The organism is Thermogemmatispora carboxidivorans, from assembly GCF_000702505.1.
GTDB lineage: Bacteria > Chloroflexota > Ktedonobacteria > Ktedonobacterales > Ktedonobacteraceae > Thermogemmatispora > Thermogemmatispora carboxidivorans.
In genome coordinates this window covers 5,216,616-5,237,721 of the sequence record NZ_JNIM01000001.1, presented here as the reverse complement: position 1 = coordinate 5,237,721, position 21,106 = coordinate 5,216,616, and the positions used below count along the sequence as shown (strand labels likewise).

Below are 21,106 nucleotides of genomic sequence, written 5' to 3'. Positions count from 1 at the left end.
GTATGAATGCGGCTGAGGAGAAGTCCCTGATACGGGAGGCGCTGGTCGAAGATGCACGCTGGGAGCGGGCTTTGACCCGGGCCCTGGCGCGCGTCAAAGGCCCCACCGATCTGGCCATTCTCTTCGCCAGTGGCCTCTATGCGGAATCGCTGCCTGAACTCGTGCGTCGTGCTTACGAGGAGAGCGGGGTGCGGCTACTGATTGGTTGCTCTGGCCAGGGAGTCATCGGCCAGGGCGAGGAGCTGGAGGAGACGGCGGCTCTGGCTCTGATGACGCTACAGCTGCCGGGCGCACGGCTGCGTGTGGTGCGCTTTACCCAGGCCCTGGTCGAGGAATGCGAGCGCGCCGAGGAGTGGCATACGCGCCTGGGGCTGCCGCCTGAAGAGGTCAATGCCTGGCTGATCCTGGCTGATCCTTTTCGTCTGGATAGCGAGGCCCTCCTGGAAGGGTTGACGCGGGCCTATCCCCATTGCCCGATGGTGGGCGGCCTGGCCTCGGCTCACCCGTTGCTGCAGCGGACCTTTGTCTTTCGCAACGGTGAGGTCTTTGGTGAGGGGGGCGTTGGCCTGGCCCTCGGCGGCCCCTACACGATTCTGCCGCTCGTCTCCCAGGGGTGTGAGCCAATCGGCGAACCCTGGACCATCACTAGCGTTCGTGGCAATCTCGTCGAGACAATTTCTAATCGTCCTGCCTATGAGCTTCTTTTAGAAACCTTACAGGAACTACCACCTTTTCTGCAACGTCGCGCTCGCCATAATCTGCTGGTGGGCCTGGCGGCCAACGAATATCGCGAGAGCTTCGGGCGCGGCAGCTTTCTGGTGCGGCCCCTGATAGGCGTTGACCGGCTCAGCGGAGGGCTGGCCATTGGGGCGATGCCGCGCGTGGGCCAGACGATTCAATTCCAGATGCGCGATGCCAGCACCGCCGATATGGATCTGCGCGATGCGCTGGAGCGGGCCCGCGAGGAGCTGGGTGACCGCGAGCCGGTGGCGGCAATCCTCTGCACCTGTAACGGGCGTGGCATGAATCTCTTCGATGCTCCCAATCATGATGTCGAGGCGGTCGAGCACTATCTTGGTCCTCTCCCGCTCATCGGCCTCTTCTGCAGCGGCGAAATTGGGCCGGTGGATGGCCGTCCCTTCCTTCATGGCTTTACTGCCTGCATGGCCTTGCTCGTGCGCGGAGAATAAAGCCGCCGCGGCCAGGTTGGTCCAGCGCGGGAATATGCTGCTCGCTCTCCAGGAGGGTCACTATCTGTTGATCGAAACGTACGCAGAGGCTCCTTTCTCCCGCTCTGCTGTGCTCTCACCTCACGTGGACGGCGCAATCCAGACCTGGGCCGTGCCGTCGTTGCTGCAGGAGAGTATCAACCGGCCATCGCGTGACCACCAGGCTGACCAGACGGTGTCGCTGTGCCCGTGATAAATCAACAATGGTCTCCCACTGCTTGCCTCCCAGATCTGGGCCGTGCCATCTTTGCCAGCCGAGGCCAAACGGCGGCCATCGGGAGACCAGGCCACGCTCCACACACGATTCTGATGTCCACGATAGATCAGCTCCTGAGTGCCTGTGGCGGCCTGCCAAATGCGGACGGTGGCGTCGCGCCCTCCGGAAGCGAGATGCTGGCCATTGGGGGCCCAATCCAGATTTAAGACTCCCCCCTGGTGACCAAGGCAGATGGCTCGCGTCGTTCCATCGGAAGGTTGCCAGATGCGCACGGTGCTATCCTCCGAGCAGGAGGCGAGCAGCTGAACTGCACGGGACCAGGAAAGGCCACGGATTGTATCTTGATGAGCAGTATAAGTGAAGACGGTACTACCATCACGAGCGTTCCAGACCTGTACGGTACTGTCGCCGCTCCCAGATGCCACTTGTTGGCTGTCGGGAGACCAGGCCAGGGCGTAGATCGGCTGGTTGTGACCACTGTAGCTGAGGAGAATGCTACCGCTTCTGACCTCGCCGATATAGACCTGATGATCCTGGCCGCCGAAGGCCAGATAGTTCCCATCGGGAGACCAGGCCAGGGCATAGATCTCCTGCTGGGGATTCCCACTATTCCAGATCAGCACAGGTCGCCCCGTGAGCGGCTCCCAAATCTGGACCGTCCCATCCTGCCCGCCGGTAGCGGCAAGCTGGTTGTCGGGCGACCAGGCAGCGCAGTAGACATAGCCGTGATGCCCCGTATAGCGCGTCACAAGGCTCCCTGCCGAGTTGGCCTGATCTGTAGGGCTTGTGGGGGTGGGGCTGGCAGACGTTGGGGTTGGTGTTGGTGAGGGGTGAGCTGAGGATATGGAGGAAGGGGCAGCGGTCGGATTGCCAGCCATGCGCGCCCCGACGGTGCTTCCGGGAAAAGCTCCTTGAGAAGGAGCAACCCTTGAGAAGGTGCGCAGTAGAGCCAACGTCAAACCTCCACCGAGCAAGACCAGCCCGCCTGCTCCCATAAGGAGTGCGCGCCGCGATAGAGCCTGCTCGCTTCTCGTCTCGGGGGCTGGTTGGGCCTGGGCCAGAGCACTAAAGCTGGGATGTGGCGGAGTGATCAGCTCGGCCCCTGTTGTGGCGGAACCAGCGCGCTCAGTAGGCGTCGCTGGAGCTGCTATCTCAGTGCTGTCTCTCTGCCCTTGAGTCCACTCGTTCTCTGGCAAGGTGACCAGGTGACCACAAAGAGGGCAGAAACGGGCCTCTGATGGCAGAGGGGTCCCACAGAAAGGGCAGAACATCGCTTCTGTCTCCTTTGTCTTATATAGAGGCTAGACCCACTGAAAGATTCAAGAGATCAGATGATAGCGCTCTTCTACTGTAATCAATGCCTCCATCCAGGTAAACGCCCTTTGTCTGCTATGTTTGAGGGAGAGAAGAAGCAGGAGTCCTATGTCTGCCTTCCTGATCGCGCGACGAAGCGATTATTCGCTCTGACCGGTGACCAGCCAGCTGGGTGCTGGGGCCATTGTCAACAGCAAGGACTAAGAATGCTGCTTGTTTGTTCAAGCTCTTGCTTGCCAGGTGCCTATCGGAGCAGGGGGGTGCATCCGTCCAGGTGCATTTCTCATCAGATGAGACGTTAGCCTGGCGAGCAGGGCAAGAGCACGCTCTCATGAGTATCTTCAGGGTGAAGAATTGTTTAAACAGAAGGGGCTGTCCAGACCTGGGCCGTGCCGTCGTTGCCGCACAGGAGGAGCTGCTGACCGTCACCTGACCAGCATGCCGACCAGACGGTGTCGCTATGCCCCCGATAAGTGAAGCGTAGCTGTCCGCTGACGGCCTCCCAGATCTGGACCGTGCCATCCTTGCCAGCCGAGGCCAGGCGGCGGCCATCGGGAGACCAGGCCACGCTCCACACACGACTCTGATGACCGCGATAGATCAGCTCCTGAGTGCCAGTGGAAGCGTGCCAGATCCGCACCGTAGCATCGCGACCGCCCGAGGCCAGTTGCTGACCATCCGGGGACCAATCCACGTTTAAGACTCCCCCTTGATGGCCGTGGCAACTGATCAGTGTGGTCCCGTCGGTGGGTCGCCAGATCTGCACAGTGCCATCCTCACCACAGGAGGCCAGCAGGTGGGTCACGGGAGACCAGGAGAGACCGCGGATCACCTGCTGATGCGCGGTGTAGGTGAGCAAAAGGTTGCCGTCGAGCGCGCGCCAGATCTGGACACTGGCGTCGCCGCTGCCCGAGGCCAGGAGCTGGCTATCGGGAGACCAGGCCAGGGCGTAGATCGGCTGACTGTGACCGCTGTAGCTGAGGAGAATGGAGCCGCTGCGCACATCGGCAACGTAAACGCGGTGGTCCTGGCCGCCGAAGGCCAGGTAGTTCCCATTGGGGGACCAGGCCAGGGCGTAGATCTCTTGCGCAGACCAGACACCGCCCCAGCTTTCGACAGGAAGGCCCGTCATCGCCTCCCACAATTGAACGGTGCCATCTTGCCCTCCCGTGGCTGCCAGCCGGCTATCGGGCGACCAGGCAGAGCAGTAGACATAGCCACGGTGCCCTGTATAGTAGCAGGTCAACAGACTGCCCGCCGTTGACAGTTGAGAAGGCGACTCGCTAGTGGCAGTCGCTAAACTTCTGGCTGCCGGCGAAGATACAGATCGCCTGCCCTCTTCGCCAGAGAGGTCCAGTATAGCCCAGGCCAGACTACCCCCCAGCAGGGCAAGACCTGTTGTCCCCAGACCGGCAAGAAGGCGGCGCCGCGCCAGTAACCGCTCCCCTCCTCCGTTCCTGGCCTTTGCTGCAGAGCGCAGCGGAGTAATAAAGCCCGAGGGAGGCAGGATCGAAAGAGAAGAAGGAGAAAGGGACGCACTGGGCTGCCTGCTGGAGGCTATTGCAACATGCTGCCCACAGAGCCCCTCGTCCTCTGGCCCAATGACTACCTTCTGGCCACAGCGAGGACAGAAATGCGCCTTCGGTGACAAGGTTGCACCACAGAAAGTGCAGAGCATAAAGCTGACTCCTGTCTCTTTAGCGTATAGCATTTCGTTGCAACTTAGCCATCATCGCTGGCGGCAGTCTCCAGCTCTCTCCCGCATCCAGTTACCTATCCTCACTTTCCTGCCGGCCATCATAGCCTGTGCATCTCCTCCTAAACGCCGTTTCCCTCCTTCATTGTAGGAGAGAAAAAGGAAAGAAGAAAGTCCTGGGCAGACCTTTTCTGGCGCCGATCGCGGACGGTTTTTCGCCCCTGGCTGTAACCAATAGCCAGGGCCATTCGTAAAAACATTTCGAAACTGCACCGTTCTAGATCTTTCTAGAACCAGATTAGAAGGGGTACGAGAGAACAGTATGCATCGCCTAGCGAAGCTAAGCATGGCTAACAGGAGCATCGTGGCCTTAGCCACCATTGCTGTGCTCCTGTTAGGAGGATATATCATCCCGTTGTTAAAGCAAGAGCTGCTTCCACCGCTCGTCTATCCAGCTATTTCGGTCATTACAGCCTATCCGGGGGCGGCTCCAGCACAGGTAGAGCAAGATATTACCGATCCGTTAGAAAGCGACTTCCAGGGCAACTCTGGGGTGCAGCGGATCACCTCGCAATCCAGCCAGGGGCTATCGGTCATCACGATCTACTATAATTTTGGAACCGACCTGGACCGGGCCCAGCAAACCATCAGCGAAGAGATCAACAAGGCCCAGTCCAGTCTACCGTCCAACGTCACCCCGCAGGTTCAGCAATATGACTTTGCTGATGTACCCATCATCACCCTGGCCGTCAGTTCTGACCAGAACCAGCAAGACCTTGCTGTGCGCCTCAAGCAGATTGCGGTGCCAGCTCTTCAAGGGATCAATGGAGTTGCGACTGTCAGCGTCACCGGCGTGCGGCAGCAGATTGTCAGCATCACGCTCGACCCCAAGAAGCTGCAGCAGTACAATCTGACCGTCAACCAGGTTGAGCAAGTACTGGAGGCCAACAACATCACGCTGCCGGCGGGCCAGCAAACCACCAACGATCAGACGCTTGCAGTGCGCGTGGGGAACACCCTGGGCTCGCTAGACGACCTCAAGAACCTGGTCGTTGGAGAGCAGGCTGTCCTACCACAGGGCCAGTTGCCGAGCAGCTCCACGGCGGCTAGCGCCAGCGCTGCCGCCGCGCTGCAGCAACAACAGAGCAACGCTAGCACCAGCGCCAGCGCTGCCGCCGCGGCGGGCGTCACCCTCAAGCCGATCAAGCTTGGCGATGTTGCCACTGTCAAAGAAGATCTCGCGCCCTCCACGACCCTCACACGTACCAATGGCAAGCCTAGCCTGGGCATCTCGATCACCAAGACCAACGACGGCAATGCCGTCTCGATCTCACAGGACGTCAACAGCCAGATTCCCGACCTGGAGCGCAAGCTAGGCTATCATGCCAACATCACCGTCGTGAGCGACCAGGCCCCCTACATTCAGGAATCGGTCCGTGACCTGGCTCGTGAAGGGCTGCTCGGCGCCCTCTTTGCCGTCGTCGTCATTCTCATCTTCCTCCTCTCTGTGCGCTCCACCCTGGTCACAGCGATCTCTATTCCGCTCTCGATCGTGATCGCTCTGATCTGTCTCTGGGTGGGGAACTACTCGCTCAACCTTCTGACCCTCTCGGGCCTGACCATTGCTGTCGGGCGTGTCGTTGACGACTCCATCGTTGTTCTTGAAAATATCTATCGCCATCTGCGAGGAGGAGAAGACAAGCGCACAGCGGTCCTCGCAGGGGTCAAAGAGGTAGCGACTGCCGTCACGGCCTCGACCCTGACCACCGTTTGTGTCTTTCTACCGCTAGCCTTTATCGGTGACATTGTTGGCGAGTATGCCCACCCGCTAGCCTTCTCGGTCACAGTGGCCCTGCTGGCCTCGCTCCTGGTGGCCCTGACCATTATCCCTGTCTTGGCCTACTGGTTCCTCAAGAGGCCGGCGGAGAAAGCCAAGAGTGAGCGTGCTCTCCCCCAAGAAAAGCCCAGCTTCCTGGAGCGGGGCTATGTACCACTGGTGCGTTGGGTCACGCACCACCGAGCCATTACCCTGGTAGTGGCCCTGCTGCTCTTCCTTGGCAGCTGTGCCCTCTTCCCGCTCCTACCGGTCAACGTCTTCGGTAACCAGGGAGCGACCTCCTTCCGCTTTAGCCAGAAGCTGGAGCCGACGGCCAGTCTGGCCCGTCTCGATGCGGCGGCGCGGCCTGTTGAAAACATGCTCAGCACCATCCCCGATATCCAGGCCTATCAGGTGACCATCGGTGGGGGTGGCAACTCCCTGCTCAACCTTGGTCCTGGAGCCTCCAATGGCAGTGGCGCCACCTATATCGTCACCGTCAAATCGAGCGCTGATCTCAATCAGGTACAGCAGACTGTTCGCGACCGTCTCAAGGGACTGCAGGGAGTTGGCACCTTTACCTTCCTGCAGAACAGCAACAGCAACATCGTCGATATCACCGTGCAAGCGCCTGACGAGACCACGCTGCGTCAGGCGGCTCAGCAGGTCTACGATGCGGTCGCCGACACGCCCAACACCACCGACGTCAGCAGTGACCTCTCCTCGGCGGTCCCTCTGATTGACGTTCATGTCGATCCCACGAAGGCCCTGGCCCACGGTCTGACGGCGGTCCAGGTAGGGCAGCTGCTGCAGACCGTTTACAATGGCACCACCGTGACGCACGTAACGCTCAACGGGGAGCAACAGGATGTCGACCTCAAGCTAGGAACGGCACCGGCCAACCTGCAGCAGCTTCGCGATCTCCGGCTGCCGACCGGCTCAGGCAGCGTTCGTCTCGGCGACATTGCCACGGTCAGCCAGGTCAATGGGCCAACCCAGATCTCGCACCTCAACGGCACGCGCACCGCTACCATCACCCTGACCGCCACCATCGATAACGTGGGGGCGGTGACTCACGATGTCGAGAAACGCATCAACAGCCTGCACCTGCCGGATGGTGCCAGTGCCAGTCTGGGCACCAACACCTCGCTACAGAACCAGGCCCTGCAGCAGTTCTACTTTGTCCTGCTGGTAGCCATTCCCCTGGTCTACATTGTCATGGTGGCCACCTTCCGCAGCCTGGTGCAGCCGCTGATCTTGCTCATCTCTATTCCCTTTGCCGGCGTTGGCTCGCTCATCCTGGCGGCCATTACCCGCACGCCGATTGGCGTCTCCTCCCTCTTCGGCTTCCTGATGTTGATCGGCATCGTCGTCACCAATGCCATCGTGCTCATCGACCTGGTGAACCAATATCGAGCACGGGGTCTGGATGCGCGCGCGGCAGTCGTCGAGGGCGGACGGCGCCGCCTGCGGCCCATCTTGATGACAGCCCTTGCCACCATCATGGCCTTGATCCCGATGGCCCTGGGCATTGGAGGTGGCGACAGCCTGCTGATCTCGGGCGACCTGGCCATCGTTGTCATTGGAGGTCTGACCTCCTCAACGATGCTCACGCTGCTCCTGGTGCCCACTCTCTACGTGCTGGTTGAGGATATCAAGGAGCGCTTCACCAGCCGACCAACGCCGCCCACCACTGGAGGCGAGCGGACCGAGGCCGTAGCGGCCCACTAGTTGCTACGGGCTGTCTGCAACAAAGCAGACAGCCCTGTCCGGTTTCTTCTCCTGCTGCCTGGGGGAGAGAGAAATCAAAGCGAGGAGGCCAGGGAAACAAAGAAGAAGACTGGTCTCCTCTTGCTTTTGGCGCTGGCTGCCCTCCTGCGGGGGAAAAGGAAGCCACTCAGGCTCGGGGTGGGTCAGCAAATGGCCTGTTGGGGAAGCGTTTGCTCGCTGGGCAGATCAAAGGGGAAATGCTGGTGCGAGCGGAGAAACGACCGACATCATCTCTCCCTCCCTCGCCAACCTGGAGAGGCTGGTCAGCGAGGGAGAGAGCTGCCCGACAAACGGAACGGGCGAGCCGAAGCTGTTCGCCAGGCAGGCAGCCAAGAGCTGCTAGCTAGATATCAAGCTCAGCATTCTTGGCATGACTTTCGATAAAACGCTTACGGGGAGCCACCTCATCGCCCATCAGCATATTGAAGACGCGATCGGCCTCCACCGCCTCCTCGATCGTCACCTTCAGAATCGTGCGGCGAGCCGGGTCCATCGTCGTCTCCCAGAGCGTTTCGGGATTCATCTCGCCCAAGCCTTTGTAGCGTCCCACCTCTGGCTCCTTCCCATGATGGTTGGCCTTGTATTCAGCGATCAGGGCGTCGCGCTCCTCATCCGAGTAGGCGAAGCGGACCTCCTTGCCCTTGCCCATCTTCACATGGTAGAGAGGGGGCTGAGCGATATAGAGGTGGCCGTCCGTAATCAACGGCTCCATATAGCGGAAGAAGAAGGTCAGGAGCAGCGTGCGGATATGGGCCCCATCGACATCGGCATCGCACATAATCACAATGCGGCCATAGCGCAGCTTTGACTTATCGAACGATTCACCGATGCCCACGCCGATGGCCGTAATGATATTCTTCACTTCCTCGTTTTCGAGCATCTTCTGCAGGCGGGCGCGCTCGACATTGAGGATTTTGCCGCGCAGAGGGAGGATCGCCTGGAAGTGGCGGTCGCGGCCCTGCTTGGCGGAGCCGCCAGCGGAATCGCCCTCAACGAGATACAGCTCGCAGCGATCGGGGCGGCGCTCAGTACAATCGGCCAGCTTGCCGGGGAGGGTCGTATCGAGAGCATTCTTCCGCTGAACCAGCTCGCGAGCTGCGCGAGCCGCCTCGCGGGCGCGGGCCGACGTCAGACACTTTTCGATAATGGCGCGGGCCTCCGAAGGCGTCTCCTCCAGGTAGACCGAGAGCATTTCCGCCGTCACCGCCTCGACGATCGGACGCACCTCGGCATTATTCAGCTTGGCCTTTGTCTGGGCCTCGAATTGCGGGTTCGGCAGCTTCACACTGACCACAGCTGTCAGGCCCTGGCGCACATCCTCGCCAGTCAAGTTGTTCTCCTTCTCCTTCAGGAAGCCCATCTTACGCGCGTAGTCGTTGAGCGTGCGCGTCAAGGCACTGCGGAAGCCAGTGATGTGCATGCCCCCGTCCACGGTGTTGATGCCGTTAGCGAAAGAGAACTCCGTGGTATTCCAGCTATCGTTATACTGGAGAGCGATCTCGACCTTCACCTGGTCGACCTCGCGCACGGTACTGACGGGGCGGCTTTGCAGGCAGTTGCGATTCTTATTGAGGTAGCGAACAAACGAGACAAGGCCGCCTTCAAAGTAGAAAGTGACCTCGCGATCGGTGCGCTCATCGCGGAGGGAGATCGTTAAGCCGCGGTTGAGATAAGCGATCTCGCGGAATCGCTGAGCCAGGATATCAAAGTTATAGTCGCGGGTCTCCATCACCTGGAGGTCGGGGAGGAAAGTGGTTTTTGTACCGTGGCCCTCAGCCGGTCCCAAATCCTCAACGGGAGTGACGGCCACGCCGCGCTCGTAGCGCTGGCGGTAGCGGCGTCCGTCGCGCTTCACCTCCACCTCGCACCATTCCGAGAGGGCATTGACCACCGAGACACCCACGCCGTGCAGGCCGCTGCTGAACTGATAGACCCCGCTGCCGAACTTGCCCCCAGCGTGGAGGATCGTCATCACCACCTCCAGCGTCGACATATCCGGGCGCTGATGATGTTTTTCCACAGGGATACCGCGCCCGTTGTCTTCGATCGTCACCGACTCGTTGGGGTGGATCGTGACCGTCACCGTATCAGCGAAGCCAGCCATTGCCTCATCGACGCTGTTGTCGACCACCTCGTAGATCAGGTGGTGAAGGCCGCGCTGATCTGTCGACCCAATATACATGCCAGGTCGGACGCGCACGGCCTCCAGCCCCTCCAGAATCTGGATATGTTGCTCGCTGTACTCTCCGTTACTGACACTGCCACGCGGCGCCGCCTGGGAGCCATTAAGCTTCTCCTTCGGGAGGGCGCCGTCACCAGCTACCTGCTCAGCCGTTGCTGCCAGAGATTCTCTTGCTTTTGCCATAGGGTCTGCACGTTCCTTTAGCGCTAACAGCCTTCTATTTATAGGAAAAGAGCGAAGAGGCCGCTCTCGCCCTCGTAGCTATCGCAGCCTGTAGACTCGCGTGGGCCAGCGCCTATCTGGCTGGCGACGAGTTCTGCTGTGAGAGATCTGGCCGCCTCTGCCCGGGTCACGGATGGAGGGGCGGGTCGGTCTGTTCTCACCGCCTGCCTGCTTTCCTGCTGGAGTGAGCCGGCTGCAGTCTCAGGAACGAAGGCGCGGGCCTCTCTTCTCCATTCCGTCTGCTTGCTCGCTTGCTCACTGGCCAAAGCAGCAATCAGGCTCACTGGTGTTCTCCACCCAGGCTGGACAGCGAGACGGACAGGCGACACTCGTCAAGAACCTTACTGTTTGCTTGGTTTGCTGCCTTACTCCCGCTCCTCTCTGGTCTGCTGAGCCAAGGCGCAGCCAGCGCCATCCATCCCTCGGTTGCGCATCGTCTGGAAGCGTGCGCCTGGCGGTCTCAAGCACCTTCGTGCTGACCAGGGCGAGAAGACAGGATCTGTGAGGAAAAGATCTAGCTGCTATGCTGCTTATCTGTTCTTTCTGAAAGAGAGAAGCCAATGTGGTAACGAAGTTACCCTTTGGTGTCTCTCTTATTATATCACATGCAGAGCGTTGGGCCAATCAAAGATGGACAGATTGACCACTGCTAGAGCTAAGGCGGGCTGGCAGGTGGGCGGATGTAGTCTACTGATCTGGCCTCGCTGTCAGGCTATCAGGTCCTCATTCCTGCCGGCTGGCTCAGGCGCTCCTCTGCCTCGTCCCCTATCTCTTTCTCGCCCCATCTCCTTCCTCCTCCTCTTCCGGGCTGGTGCTCATGGCAGGAGCGCCCACCTCTTCCCAGGCAGGGTTTGGGCGAAGCGAGCCGCCCACCACGGAAGCAAAGCCCACAGCGAGTGGCCAGCTCCATCCATCTCATTCTCCCTGCGAGCGGTCTGAGCAAGCCAGACGGCGGGCCAGTGGGTGGTCGGGACGAGAGCGAGAGGGCTGACTGAGATGAGACAAGAGCCGTCTGGCCAGGTCAACGAACTGGGCAGGCGGCTCTTCGCCGGTCACCGTGGCCTGCAACAGAGCAGGGAATACCGAGCTAGTGCCTGGGAGCCAGCACAACACTCACCGTGTGAGGGAAAAGGTGCCAGATAGACAGGCAAACGAGCAACAGAGCAAGACGGGCCGGGCAGCCAGAGCCGGTGCCAATCCATCGTCTCCTCAGCGATCGCTGTTGGCCAGTTGTTTACTCAAGCAAGCGCTCGATTATGCCTGTACTCACTTACTCAGCCCCTCAGCCAGCCAAAACAGAGTCTGGAAAGAGCAAGCGAGCATCAGAAGTTAAGGGCCAGGGCTAAAAGCGGTTACCGCCGAGCGGCCCGCTCATTGGAACGCCTGGCGGCTGGTTGGCGGGCATGCCGGCTACGCCTGGCATTGACGGAACGCCGGGCACAGCGGAGACGCCGGGGACGCTGGGCATGCCCTGCATAGGCATCGCCATCAGATTTGTGGCGCAGTAAGGGCAGAACGACCAGCGCAACTCAAGAAGGCGCTCGCACTTCGGGCAAGGCCGCTTGAGCTTCTGCCCGCAGGAGGGGCAGATCTGGAAATCCGACTCGACGCGGGCATGGCAATTGGTGCACGTCTGGCGCTCGGTCATCTCGGCCAGCAGCGACTCTTCTTCCAGCTGGCGCTCATAGATCTCTGCCAGAGTCTGGCGAGGGCGCAAGATCAGGTAGATCAGCAGTCCGCCCACATTAAAGACAGCCACCAGCAAGGTTGCAATGACCTGGGTGGCCAGATCCTGAGAGCGGGAACGGATATCGCGGAATGTCCAGATGATTAAGCTTATCCAGAAAACGAAGAAGAAAGCCAGAAAAAAACTGATAATGAACCCCAGTGCGTTCTGCAGGGTTGTGAGCAGACCGCCCCCACTGGGGGTAGCTCCAAGAATAAGGCTAAGCGATTGCGCGTTCACAGGATGAAGGCCCCTTTCAGAATAGACATAGCTCAGTACACACAATTACAACGGACATCCCCGGTTGAATGTTGCTCCTTCCAGGACTTCCAGTACTCCCCCAGGGCTTGTCTGCCGAGGAGAAAGATCCTATGGCGGGGCGGTCGAGCGGGCGCCCATCTGGGGGGCGCTATCGCCAGGGCCGCCCCGCTATCATTCTTCCCGTTGTACCTCACCTTAAGGCTGGTCATCCCTCGCTCAGCTCTCGACCATCGTGTTTCAGGGAGAGTGAGCGCAAGCGCGCTATCCTGTCGAGGCTGAGTTAAGGACTCACAGAAGCCTGGCCTAACGGAACAGCAGCGTCACGATCTCCCCGGCGCGCAGCTGCCGCCGGATGGGAGGTGTATTCTGCAGCGATGAGCTATCCTGACCTCCCTGCCATCCAAGCTGCTCACGCGGCTCCTCCAGTAAGTTTGCCACAAAGGCCTGGCTGGCGGCAAGACCGGGGCGGAAAGTGGCCTCGACCTCGTGGTCGAGCGGATTATAGACGCGCACTACCCAGCCCTGGTCATCGAGCGAGCGCTTAATGGCACTGACCACCAGCTCAGGGGGCGAGACCTCGATCAGCGAGGCGCAAGCTGGGAGCTGGCCATCGTGCTGGCTGGTCACCGTGGCACGGGCTGGCAGATTGAGGGCCTGCGCCTCGCGCAGCACCAGGCCAGCCTCGGCCTCCCACGTACCGCGATGTGGCACCAGCGCATAGTCAAATTCGTGACGCCCAGGACACTGAGCCTCTGGTGTATAGTACATCGGGCCAGCAGGACCCTGGCGCGTTGAAAGATCGTCGCGCGAGAGCCACTCGACGCAGCGCAGCAGGGTCAAAGCCAGCGCCATCTGTCCCGGAGCCAGGCCCGGCCCGCTCTGCACAACCTCGTATTCCGGCAGGCCGCGGTTGAGCACCGCCAGGCCGATCTGACCATCGCTGAGATCAACAAAGCGCTTCTGCGGGAAGGTATTGACGGGCGCCTCGGCCCACTCGCTGACATTCGCCGGGCGAGGAGCTGTCACCGGACGCAGACGCACCTCAAACGTTCCCTCGGCGGCCACCCTTTCTATTGTATAAGGGATCGGGAACAGGGCCCGCAGACGGTGGTCGCGCGCATTATTCTCCACCGTCGTATGGATATCGATGCGGCGCACCCCAGGGTAGAGCGAGATCTCGCTGATGATCGGGCAGTCGACGAAGCGCTCGCTGCGGCGATCGCGGCTCTCGCTACAGCTCGCCGGCAGACGCCAGAGCGAGCTAATGCGCAGAGCAGCGCGCACCGGACCGGCGCTCAACAGCTCAATGCGTGGTGGCTGAGCCGGCCTGCTGATCAGCGTATCGTGCGTGGGCGGACAGTAGGTATACAGGTCACCAACATCGCCGCCATCAACAAAACGATGCAAGCCGCGGAAAACCGCGCCCGTTTCTTTGTCGGTTACGGTCAGCGTGCCGAGTTCGCCATCCACCTCGACGCGGTAAAACTCATTCTCAATCGACTGCGGGCCGCTGCCCAGGGTGGCATGCTCCAGCGGCGGAACCTGGTCGGGCTGAACCGCTGGATAGAGCCAGTAAGTTTTAGCCCCGTAGGGTGGCAGCGCGCTGGCCAGGAACTCGACCTTCTGCTGAGCCAATTCGAAGACCTCGAACTCCAACGCCTTGATCTCCTCGCGCTGGAGCAGCTGCAGCACCTCCTGCTCGCTGGCGAGCAGGCGCTCGCGATCGCCTTTGAGCAAAGTAGAGGGCGCAAGGGCGATCTCGATACGGCGCAGGTCGGGAGTAGCGGCGGGCAGCACGCGCAGATCAACGATCTCATCGGGATCATCGGGGATGCCCATCGCGATCCTGATGGTATCGTGAGTCAACGCCAGGAACTGGCCGGGGCGGTCAAAGGTGCCCACGGCTTGCATGCGAGCCAGGGCCAGACGTTGGATCGTCTGGCTGCCGATACGCCGCCGATGCTCGCCCAACACCCGGAAGGGCAAAGCGCGACCGTTCTCATCGACGAGGATCGCGCGCTGCAGTGACTCAGCGATATGGACCTCGACAGGGACCGCTGCATTACGTGGTCCCGCTCCCATATTAAAGACCACGATCGGGAAAGGTCTCTGCCCGTGATCCGCCAACGACGGCGGCGGCAGCGTCCGCATACTATCAGTGACCCGCTGCAGGGCTCGAGTGATCAGAGCCTCGCCAATCTGCTGACACTGCGCAAAGCGGACGCTATTCTCACGATGGACCTGGTCGATGCTGCAGCCACAGATGCTGTCGTGCGGCTGGTTCTGCAGCAAGTACTTCCAGGCCAGGTTGATCAGGCCGCGCGGATAGTCATCGCCGAGTTTCCAGGCCCAGAGCGTCAAAGGCTCAACCCAGTGCTGCAGCAGATGCTCCTGGGCGGTATTCTGCTGCTTGATCCACATGCGCGTCGAAAGGACAGCCGGCAGTAGATGAGCATATCTGCTGCTGCGCAACTCGCCTGTGAGATGGCGAAGTTGACGCTGCTGCTGCTCGATGCGCTGGCGCACCTGCTCGATGTACTGGGGAATGGTGCCGATCTGAATATGGATACCTTCATACTGATGATGATTGCTGTGACCAGAGCGCGAGGCGTTCCCCAGGAGTTTGTTCGCAGCCTCAATGGTTGCTGGCAGGCCCTGCTGTGGCTCCAGATGGTCGGAGCCGTTCATCAGGAGCAGCGTGTCCGTCATGGTTGGAGTACGATCGAGCAGCTGCGAGACCACCATCTCCAACCGGGTGATAAAGGCATCGGGAGTCAGGGGCATCAGGCGAGCGTTGCCATAGCCTTCGGGCAGGTAGATCACCAGAACCCTGGTGCCATCTGGCGCCTCCCAATAGAATTCACTTTCTCTGACCTCCTCGCCCACACCTCGCCAGAGAACCGCGCTGTCAATGCCAAACCCCTGCAGAATCTGCGGCATCTGGGCAATATGACCGAAGCAGTCTGGCAAGTAGCCAACACGCATAGGCTCCCCAAATCGCGCAGCTTGCTTGAGACCCGTCTGCAGATTGCGAATCAGCGACTCGCCACTCACCAGAAACTCATCGGGCTGGAGATACCAGGGGCCGATGAGAATGCGCCCCTCGGCAATGTATTGCTTGAGACGCTCCTCTTGCTCCGGTCGCACCTCCAGGTAGTCTTCAAGGACGATCGTTTGCCCATCGAGCATGAAGTGCTTGAATGCAGGGTCTTGTTCCATGATATTCAGCAGTTTGTCTATGGTTTGCACCAGTCGGATACGGAACTGCTGAAAGGTCAGATACCACTCGCGGTCCCAATGGGTATGTGGCACCAGAATGATGCTGAGTTGCCCACTCATATGTTTTCCCTTGTTATGTTTCCATCTTTTATCGATTTATTGCTGTGCATTTACCACCTGCACGGCCTGGCGGGGAACCTGCTAGCAGACGGCGATTACCGATGCAGGTACAATAAATGTTGAAAGACATTATACTCGCTGTCTACCCCGATGGCAATAAATGCCCCTGAGAGTAAGACTCTTAGTTAGTCAAAATGGCCCCCTTGCATTGAAGCTTGCTCCCATATATAATCTTCGCGCCAACACCTACCATTCACTATTGAGGAACTGCGACCTGTGGTCACCAGCCTACACGTTGTCTTATCACACGTCCAGGTTGCCCCTCTTTTGCAGGCTCGTCGGGAGGGAAGGCGGCAGTGGGAACTCTCGCCGGACCTGGGCCTCTCCCAAGTGACGGTTGCCCTTACCGAAGAGGGGGTGCTTTTCCCTTCGGGCGAGTTGTTGCGCTGGGATGATGTTGAGCGCGTCGCTTCTGCGCTCAATAGTTGTTTCCTGCTGGAACATGGTTCCGTGCGGGCCATTCAGACCTTCTCAGCCGTGACCAATCGCCCCTGTAGCCTGTATCCGACGCGGGGAGCGCCCAGCCTGCTGATCGCTGGCTTCGTCATGCACCGTGTGAAGGAGGTTGATCCGCTGGAGGACACGCGCCTCAAGATGCGCACGCTGGCGCCCATCGCCGGGCGCGTGCTGGACACTGCTACTGGCCTGGGGTATACCGCCGTCGAAGCAGCTCGTTTTGCCGACGAGGTGATTACTATCGAGCTTGATCCTGCGGTCCAGGAGGTGGCCCGTTTTAATCCCTGGTCACAGGATCTCTTCCATCACCCGAAGATCCGCCGCATGCTTGGCGACGCCGGTGAGCTGGTGCCGACCTTTCCCGATCAGTATTTTTCGCGCATTATCCATGATCCGCCAGCCTTCGAGTTGGCTGGCGAACTCTACTCGGGTGCCTTCTATCGCGAGCTGTATCGGGTACTCCGCGGAGGGGGGCGCCTCTTCCACTATGTGGGCGACCTGCAGAGCCGTGCGGCTAGCATTACCCTGCGGGGCGTGACCCGCCGCTTGCAGGAAGCCGGCTTTGCGCGAGTGGTGCCGCGTCAGGAGGCGTTTGGCGTGGTAGCCTATAAGTAACGCTGAGGAGACAGGCGACCCGCCGGGCCCCGTTGCGCTCTTGTGCTTATTTTCTTGTTTTCTTGCTTGGTGCTATTCCAACTCCTTGCTGTGCTCACGTGTCTCTCCGACTCCTGGCACGTGTTCCTCTTCCTCGCACAGCTCACAGATGGCGCTGAGGCCCTGCTCGATGGTCTCCTCCTCCGCTCCCAGGGAGACGCGCACGTAGTCAACGGTCTGGGGGCCGAAGAGGCTTCCTGGTACGACCAGCACGTTCCGGCGGCGGAGCAGTTCCAGGGCGAAAGCGTTGGACAGTGTGCTGCCGCTCTTGTTGCTGTGGCGTCCACCGTCTGGCTGGCTGCTGGTTTTGACCAGGATGTAAAAGGCGCCGTGCGGGGTGTACTCGTAGCGTCCGTAGCGCTTCAGCAAGGCCACCGCGCGATCGCGGCGCTGGCGGTAGGCGGCGCGCATCTGAGCGACGCAGTCCTGTGGTCCGCGCAGGGCTGCTGCTGCGGCGCGCTGAGTCGCCAGCGGCAGGCTGGTATAGCTGGCATCGAGCACCTGGCTGAGGCTGCGCATAAGAGTCTGGCTCGCGACCAGGTAGCCGATGCGCCAGCCGGTCATGGCATATGTTTTTGAAAAGCTATAGATCGCGATGAAGCCTTCCCGCTCGCGCTCCGCTGGTGTCAGCAGCGTCGCGGGGCTGATATGCTCACCTTCAAAGACAAGCTCATCGTAACATTCATCTGAGAGCAAGAGCAGTCGATGGCGGCGGGCAAAGTCCAGGAGAGCCGTGACCATCTCCCGGGGAAAGACGGCTCCGGTTGGATTGCCTGGGCTGTTGACGATCAGCAGGCGTGTGCGCGTGCTGACCCGGCGCTCCAGCTCACGCAAGTCTGGGAGCCAGCCGCTGGCCGGATCGAGCGGGTAGGGCACGGGCCTGGCGCCAGCAATGGCGAGCTGGCGATAGTAGTGGGGCCAGCCGGGATTGGGCAGCAGCACCTCGTCACCCTCGCCAACGGTCGCCAATAAGGCTAGCTGGACTGCCCCCGTTCCGCCGACGGTCACCCCAATATTGGCCGGCGAGACCTCATAGCCATTGATGCGCCTGATCTTCTCCGTCAGGAGCTCGCGCAGCCAGGGCCAGCCGCAGGATGGGCCGTAGGTTTGGGGTTCTTCCTGCAAGGAGGCAAGGGCGGCTGCGGTGATGTGCGGCGGAGTGCGAAAGCTCGGCTCGCCAATCTCTAGACGGAGCAGCGCCTGACCTGCTCGCTCTCGTTCCTCAGCGACCTGGCGTAGCTCTGCGAGAGGATTAGGTGGCAGGCGCTGCCAGAGACGCTGGCCCGGTTCCTCTCTTCCCTCTGGGGTCCCTTGTTGCATATCCGCTGCTCTCTCTCCCTTAGTGTATCACATCGACCAGGTTTCTGCTTATGGCTTGCCTGTCTGCTTGTTTGTTCGCTGTGGGCTGCGTCGTTCTCTCTTCTTCCTGGTTGCTGTCCCTGCCCCTCTCTCCAGGGAAGCCAGGTCAGGGTCAGCGAGGGCTGACTGGCTAGTTTCTCCTCAAATGATGCCCCGGGCGCGGAAGGAGGCGATTTCTTCCTGGCTGTAGCCAAGTTCGCTCAGGAGCGCGGTGCTATGCTCACCCAGCTGTGGCGGCTGGTAGCGCGCTTCTGGGGGCGTCTCGGAGAGACGTGGGAAGGGGCGCAAGGTACCGAGCGTTGCGCCGGCGATTTCGCTCATCTGGGCGACCCCGCGGGCCTGTGCGTGGGGGTCATTGAGCGCCTCTTCGAGAGCATAGACCGGCCCGACGCAGGCGTCGAGATCGGCCAGCTCGGCCAGCCACTCATCGCGTGTTCTGGTTTTGAAGATACTTTGTAGAATGGTGATCGCCTGTTGGCGCTCCTCGGGGCCAACGGGTGTATGGAAGGGCAGCAGCTCCAGATGGCCGATGCGCGTGCAGAAGGCGTGCCAGAATTTCGGTTCGAGGGCGGCCAGAGTAATATAGCCCCCATCTCTTGTCTCATAAATATTGTAGCAGGGCAGGCCGCCATCGAGGGGAGAGTGCCCTGGTTGGGGGGCCTGGCCTGTTGTCAGGTAGCCGCTGATGGCCAGGGGCAGGAGGGCCATCGCTCCCTCTGTCATGGAGACATCGACCAGGCGTCCCTGACCGGTCTGGCTGCGCCCGACGAGGGCTGTGAGGATGCCGATCACAGCCATCAGGCCGCCGCCGGCCAGATCGGCTAGCTGAGTCGGAGGCATAACCGGCCTCCCCTCTGGATCGCGGTTGTAGTGTAGCAGGCCAGCATAACCGAGATAATTCAGGTCGTGGCCAGCGCGCTGACTGTAGGGTCCATCCTGGCCGTAGCCGCTAATGGCGCAGTAGATCAGCTCGGGGCGAACCTCGCGTAGCTGCTCATAGCCCAGGCCCAGGCGCGCCATGACCCCGGGGCGGAAGCTCTCCAGCAGGACATCGGCGCTGCGTACCAGGCGCAGGAAAATAGCCCGGCCCTCCTCAGACTTAAGGTTCAGCGTCAGGCTACGCTTATTACGGTTGACTGCCAGAAAGGCCAGGCCCATACCGCCGGGACCGTGGGGGGGCATATACCGTCCGTAGTCGCCGCTGCCAGGCTCTTCGACCTTGATGACGTCGGCTCCAAAGTCGGCCAGCAATTGTGAGGCGTAGCCTCCAGGCAAGAGGCGGGAGAGGTCGAGTACACGAATGCCGCTCAGAGGCTGGGTCATGCCTGCTCTCCTTACTGCAATGTGGGAACTCCTGGTCCGTCCAGGTTGCTTGACGAACGTTGTCTGTCCTGTCAGCTTAAAACGATTTGGGTGCGGTGATGTTCGCTCTGTTATAGCAGGATTAGTGAGTGCTGTCAATCCTCTTCCTTCTTCTATCGAGGCGAGGTCGGCGGCGCGCTGGCAGTCTGGCCGCAGCGGGGACTCTGATCGGCCAAGAGATAGCCTCTGCGGTCTGGGGGGCGAAGCTGAAGGGGACTGCGTGATACAATGCACTCAGAACTATGAATCTGTTGGAAATGAGGAGCACAGGAGTAGATGCCGATCGCCATTGTTGTTCATGGAGGAGCCGGCTCGATCCCCGACGAGCGGGCAGCGGTTGCGCAAGCCGGCTGCCGCGAGGCAGCTGAGCTGGGATGGCGCATTCTGGAGCAAGGAGGCTCGGCTCTCGATGCGGTCGAGGCGGCAGTGCGGGCCCTGGAAGATAATCCGGTCTATAACGCTGGCACGGGAGCCACCCTGACGCAAGATGGCCGGATCGAGCTAGATGCGGGCATCATGGAAGGGCGCACCTTGCAGGTGGGGGCGGTGGCCGCTGTTGAGGGCGTCAAGAATCCGATCACTCTGGCGCGACGTGTGCTGGAGAGTCCACATGTTCTACTGGTGGGACATGGAGCCCAGCAGTTTGCTCTGGAGCAGGGGATGCCACTCTGTCGTACCGAAGATCTGTTGACTGACTATCAGTATCGCCGCTGGCGCGAGGAGCGACGGAAGGCTGTGAGCCAGGCGGACGAAGATGACGAGGAGGAGCCGCCTTTCTACCGTCTAGAGGTGGCCACAACGATGTTCGCCTCAGACGAGGAAGAGCCTCCTTATTATCGCCTCCAGGTCGGCGCGACTAGCATCCATCTGGAGGAGGAGCGCCATGGAACGGTAGGAGCGGTGGCCCTCGATGAGTCGGGGCTGTTAGCGGCAGCCACCTCTACGGGAGGCATCTTTCAAAAGTATCCCGGGCGTGTCGGTGATACCCCGCTCGTCGGCTGCGGCTTTTATGCCGACGAGCATGCGGCTGTCTCCTGCACTGGTCAGGGAGAAGACTTTGTTCGTCTGCTGTTGGCGCGGCGCGCTGCCGATTTTGTGGCCCTGGGGGCCAGTGCCGGGGTCGCGGCTCAGGCGGCCATCTCCGTCCTGAGCGCCAAAGCCAGTGGGAAAGGGGGCTTGATCATTGTCGATGCTGCGGGACAGGTTGGACTGGCCCACAACAGCCCACAGATGGCCTATGCCTACCGCTCTTCTGGGATGGACCAGCCAGTCTGTGGGGTCTAAGCCAATCAGCAAGTCAGTGTAGGTAGTGCAGACAAAAGACCGAAGTGTCTCGCCATCTCCAGAGCCGGCTGGCCGGCCTCGGCTGGCTGACCAGCCGGGCGAGACCAAGAGCATCGCGCGGCAGCTTTGAGATCTACCTCGCCTTCTTCCCCTCTCCCT

11 protein-coding genes and 1 pseudogene are annotated in these 21,106 nt (G+C 60.6%); 4 read left to right on the top strand and 8 right to left on the bottom strand.

The window, feature by feature from the left end; translation table 11 throughout:
- The first annotated feature begins 2 nt into the window (after positions 1 to 2).
- Positions 3 to 1,190, top strand: coding sequence for an FIST signal transduction protein (locus N688_RS20635; RefSeq protein WP_052891044.1), 1,188 nt, complete (start codon positions 3 to 5; stop codon positions 1,188 to 1,190).
- Between the two features lie 120 nt (positions 1,191 to 1,310).
- Here N688_RS20635 and N688_RS20630 read toward each other — a convergent pair whose 3' ends face one another.
- From N688_RS20630 to N688_RS24110, 3 genes and pseudogenes are all read right to left on the bottom strand, one after another.
- A complete protein-coding gene (locus N688_RS20630; RefSeq protein ID WP_052891043.1) occupies positions 1,311 to 2,717 on the bottom strand; it encodes a WD40 domain-containing protein in 1,407 nt (468 codons plus the stop codon).
- A gap of 401 nt (positions 2,718 to 3,118) precedes the next feature.
- Positions 3,119 to 4,006, bottom strand: a complete 888-nt coding sequence (locus N688_RS20625) for a WD40 repeat domain-containing protein (protein ID WP_238321099.1) — start codon at positions 4,004 to 4,006, stop codon at positions 3,119 to 3,121.
- Between the two features lie 366 nt (positions 4,007 to 4,372).
- Positions 4,373 to 4,438 (bottom strand): annotated as a pseudogene (locus N688_RS24110) (zinc-ribbon domain-containing protein); the annotation flags it as partial.
- 340 nt (positions 4,439 to 4,778) lie between these two features.
- On the opposite strand from N688_RS24110, the gene N688_RS20620 reads away from it, so the two are divergent.
- Positions 4,779 to 8,003, top strand: coding sequence for an efflux RND transporter permease subunit (locus N688_RS20620; RefSeq protein ID WP_081839082.1), 3,225 nt, complete (start codon positions 4,779 to 4,781; stop codon positions 8,001 to 8,003).
- 382 nt (positions 8,004 to 8,385) lie between these two features.
- On the opposite strand, the gene gyrB is transcribed toward N688_RS20620, so the two are convergent.
- The 3 genes from gyrB to N688_RS20600 form a co-directional block, all read right to left on the bottom strand.
- Complete coding sequence (gene gyrB / locus N688_RS20615; RefSeq protein ID WP_081839081.1) at positions 8,386 to 10,407, bottom strand: DNA topoisomerase (ATP-hydrolyzing) subunit B; 2,022 nt, start codon at positions 10,405 to 10,407, stop codon at positions 8,386 to 8,388.
- Between the two features lie 1,381 nt (positions 10,408 to 11,788).
- Positions 11,789 to 12,412 (bottom strand): zinc ribbon domain-containing protein, encoded by a 624-nt coding sequence (locus tag N688_RS20605; RefSeq protein WP_156025572.1) that lies wholly within the window; start codon positions 12,410 to 12,412, stop codon positions 11,789 to 11,791.
- Between the two features lie 324 nt (positions 12,413 to 12,736).
- On the bottom strand, positions 12,737 to 15,772 hold the full coding sequence (locus tag N688_RS20600) for an alpha-mannosidase (protein ID WP_052891038.1): 3,036 nt from the start codon (positions 15,770 to 15,772) through the stop codon (positions 12,737 to 12,739).
- Between the two features lie 276 nt (positions 15,773 to 16,048).
- Between N688_RS20600 and N688_RS20595 the strand changes: the two genes are divergently transcribed.
- Positions 16,049 to 16,903: a methyltransferase domain-containing protein gene (locus N688_RS20595; protein ID WP_052891037.1), complete on the top strand. Its 855-nt coding sequence runs from the start codon at positions 16,049 to 16,051 to the stop codon at positions 16,901 to 16,903.
- A 72-nt stretch (positions 16,904 to 16,975) separates the two neighbouring features.
- On the opposite strand, the gene N688_RS20590 is transcribed toward N688_RS20595, so the two are convergent.
- Together N688_RS20590 and N688_RS20585 are read right to left on the bottom strand one after the other, a co-directional pair.
- A complete protein-coding gene (locus N688_RS20590; RefSeq protein WP_052891036.1) occupies positions 16,976 to 18,262 on the bottom strand; it encodes a pyridoxal phosphate-dependent aminotransferase in 1,287 nt (428 codons plus the stop codon).
- Positions 18,263 to 18,442: 180 nt separating this feature from the next.
- Positions 18,443 to 19,624 carry a CaiB/BaiF CoA transferase family protein gene (locus N688_RS20585; protein WP_052891035.1) on the bottom strand — a complete coding sequence of 394 codons (1,182 nt, stop codon included), beginning with the start codon at positions 19,622 to 19,624 and terminating at the stop codon, positions 18,443 to 18,445.
- 315 nt (positions 19,625 to 19,939) lie between these two features.
- Between N688_RS20585 and N688_RS20580 the strand changes: the two genes are divergently transcribed.
- On the top strand, positions 19,940 to 20,947 hold the full coding sequence (locus tag N688_RS20580; protein WP_052891034.1) for an isoaspartyl peptidase/L-asparaginase family protein: 1,008 nt from the start codon (positions 19,940 to 19,942) through the stop codon (positions 20,945 to 20,947).
- The last annotated feature ends 159 nt before the right edge of the window (positions 20,948 to 21,106 follow it).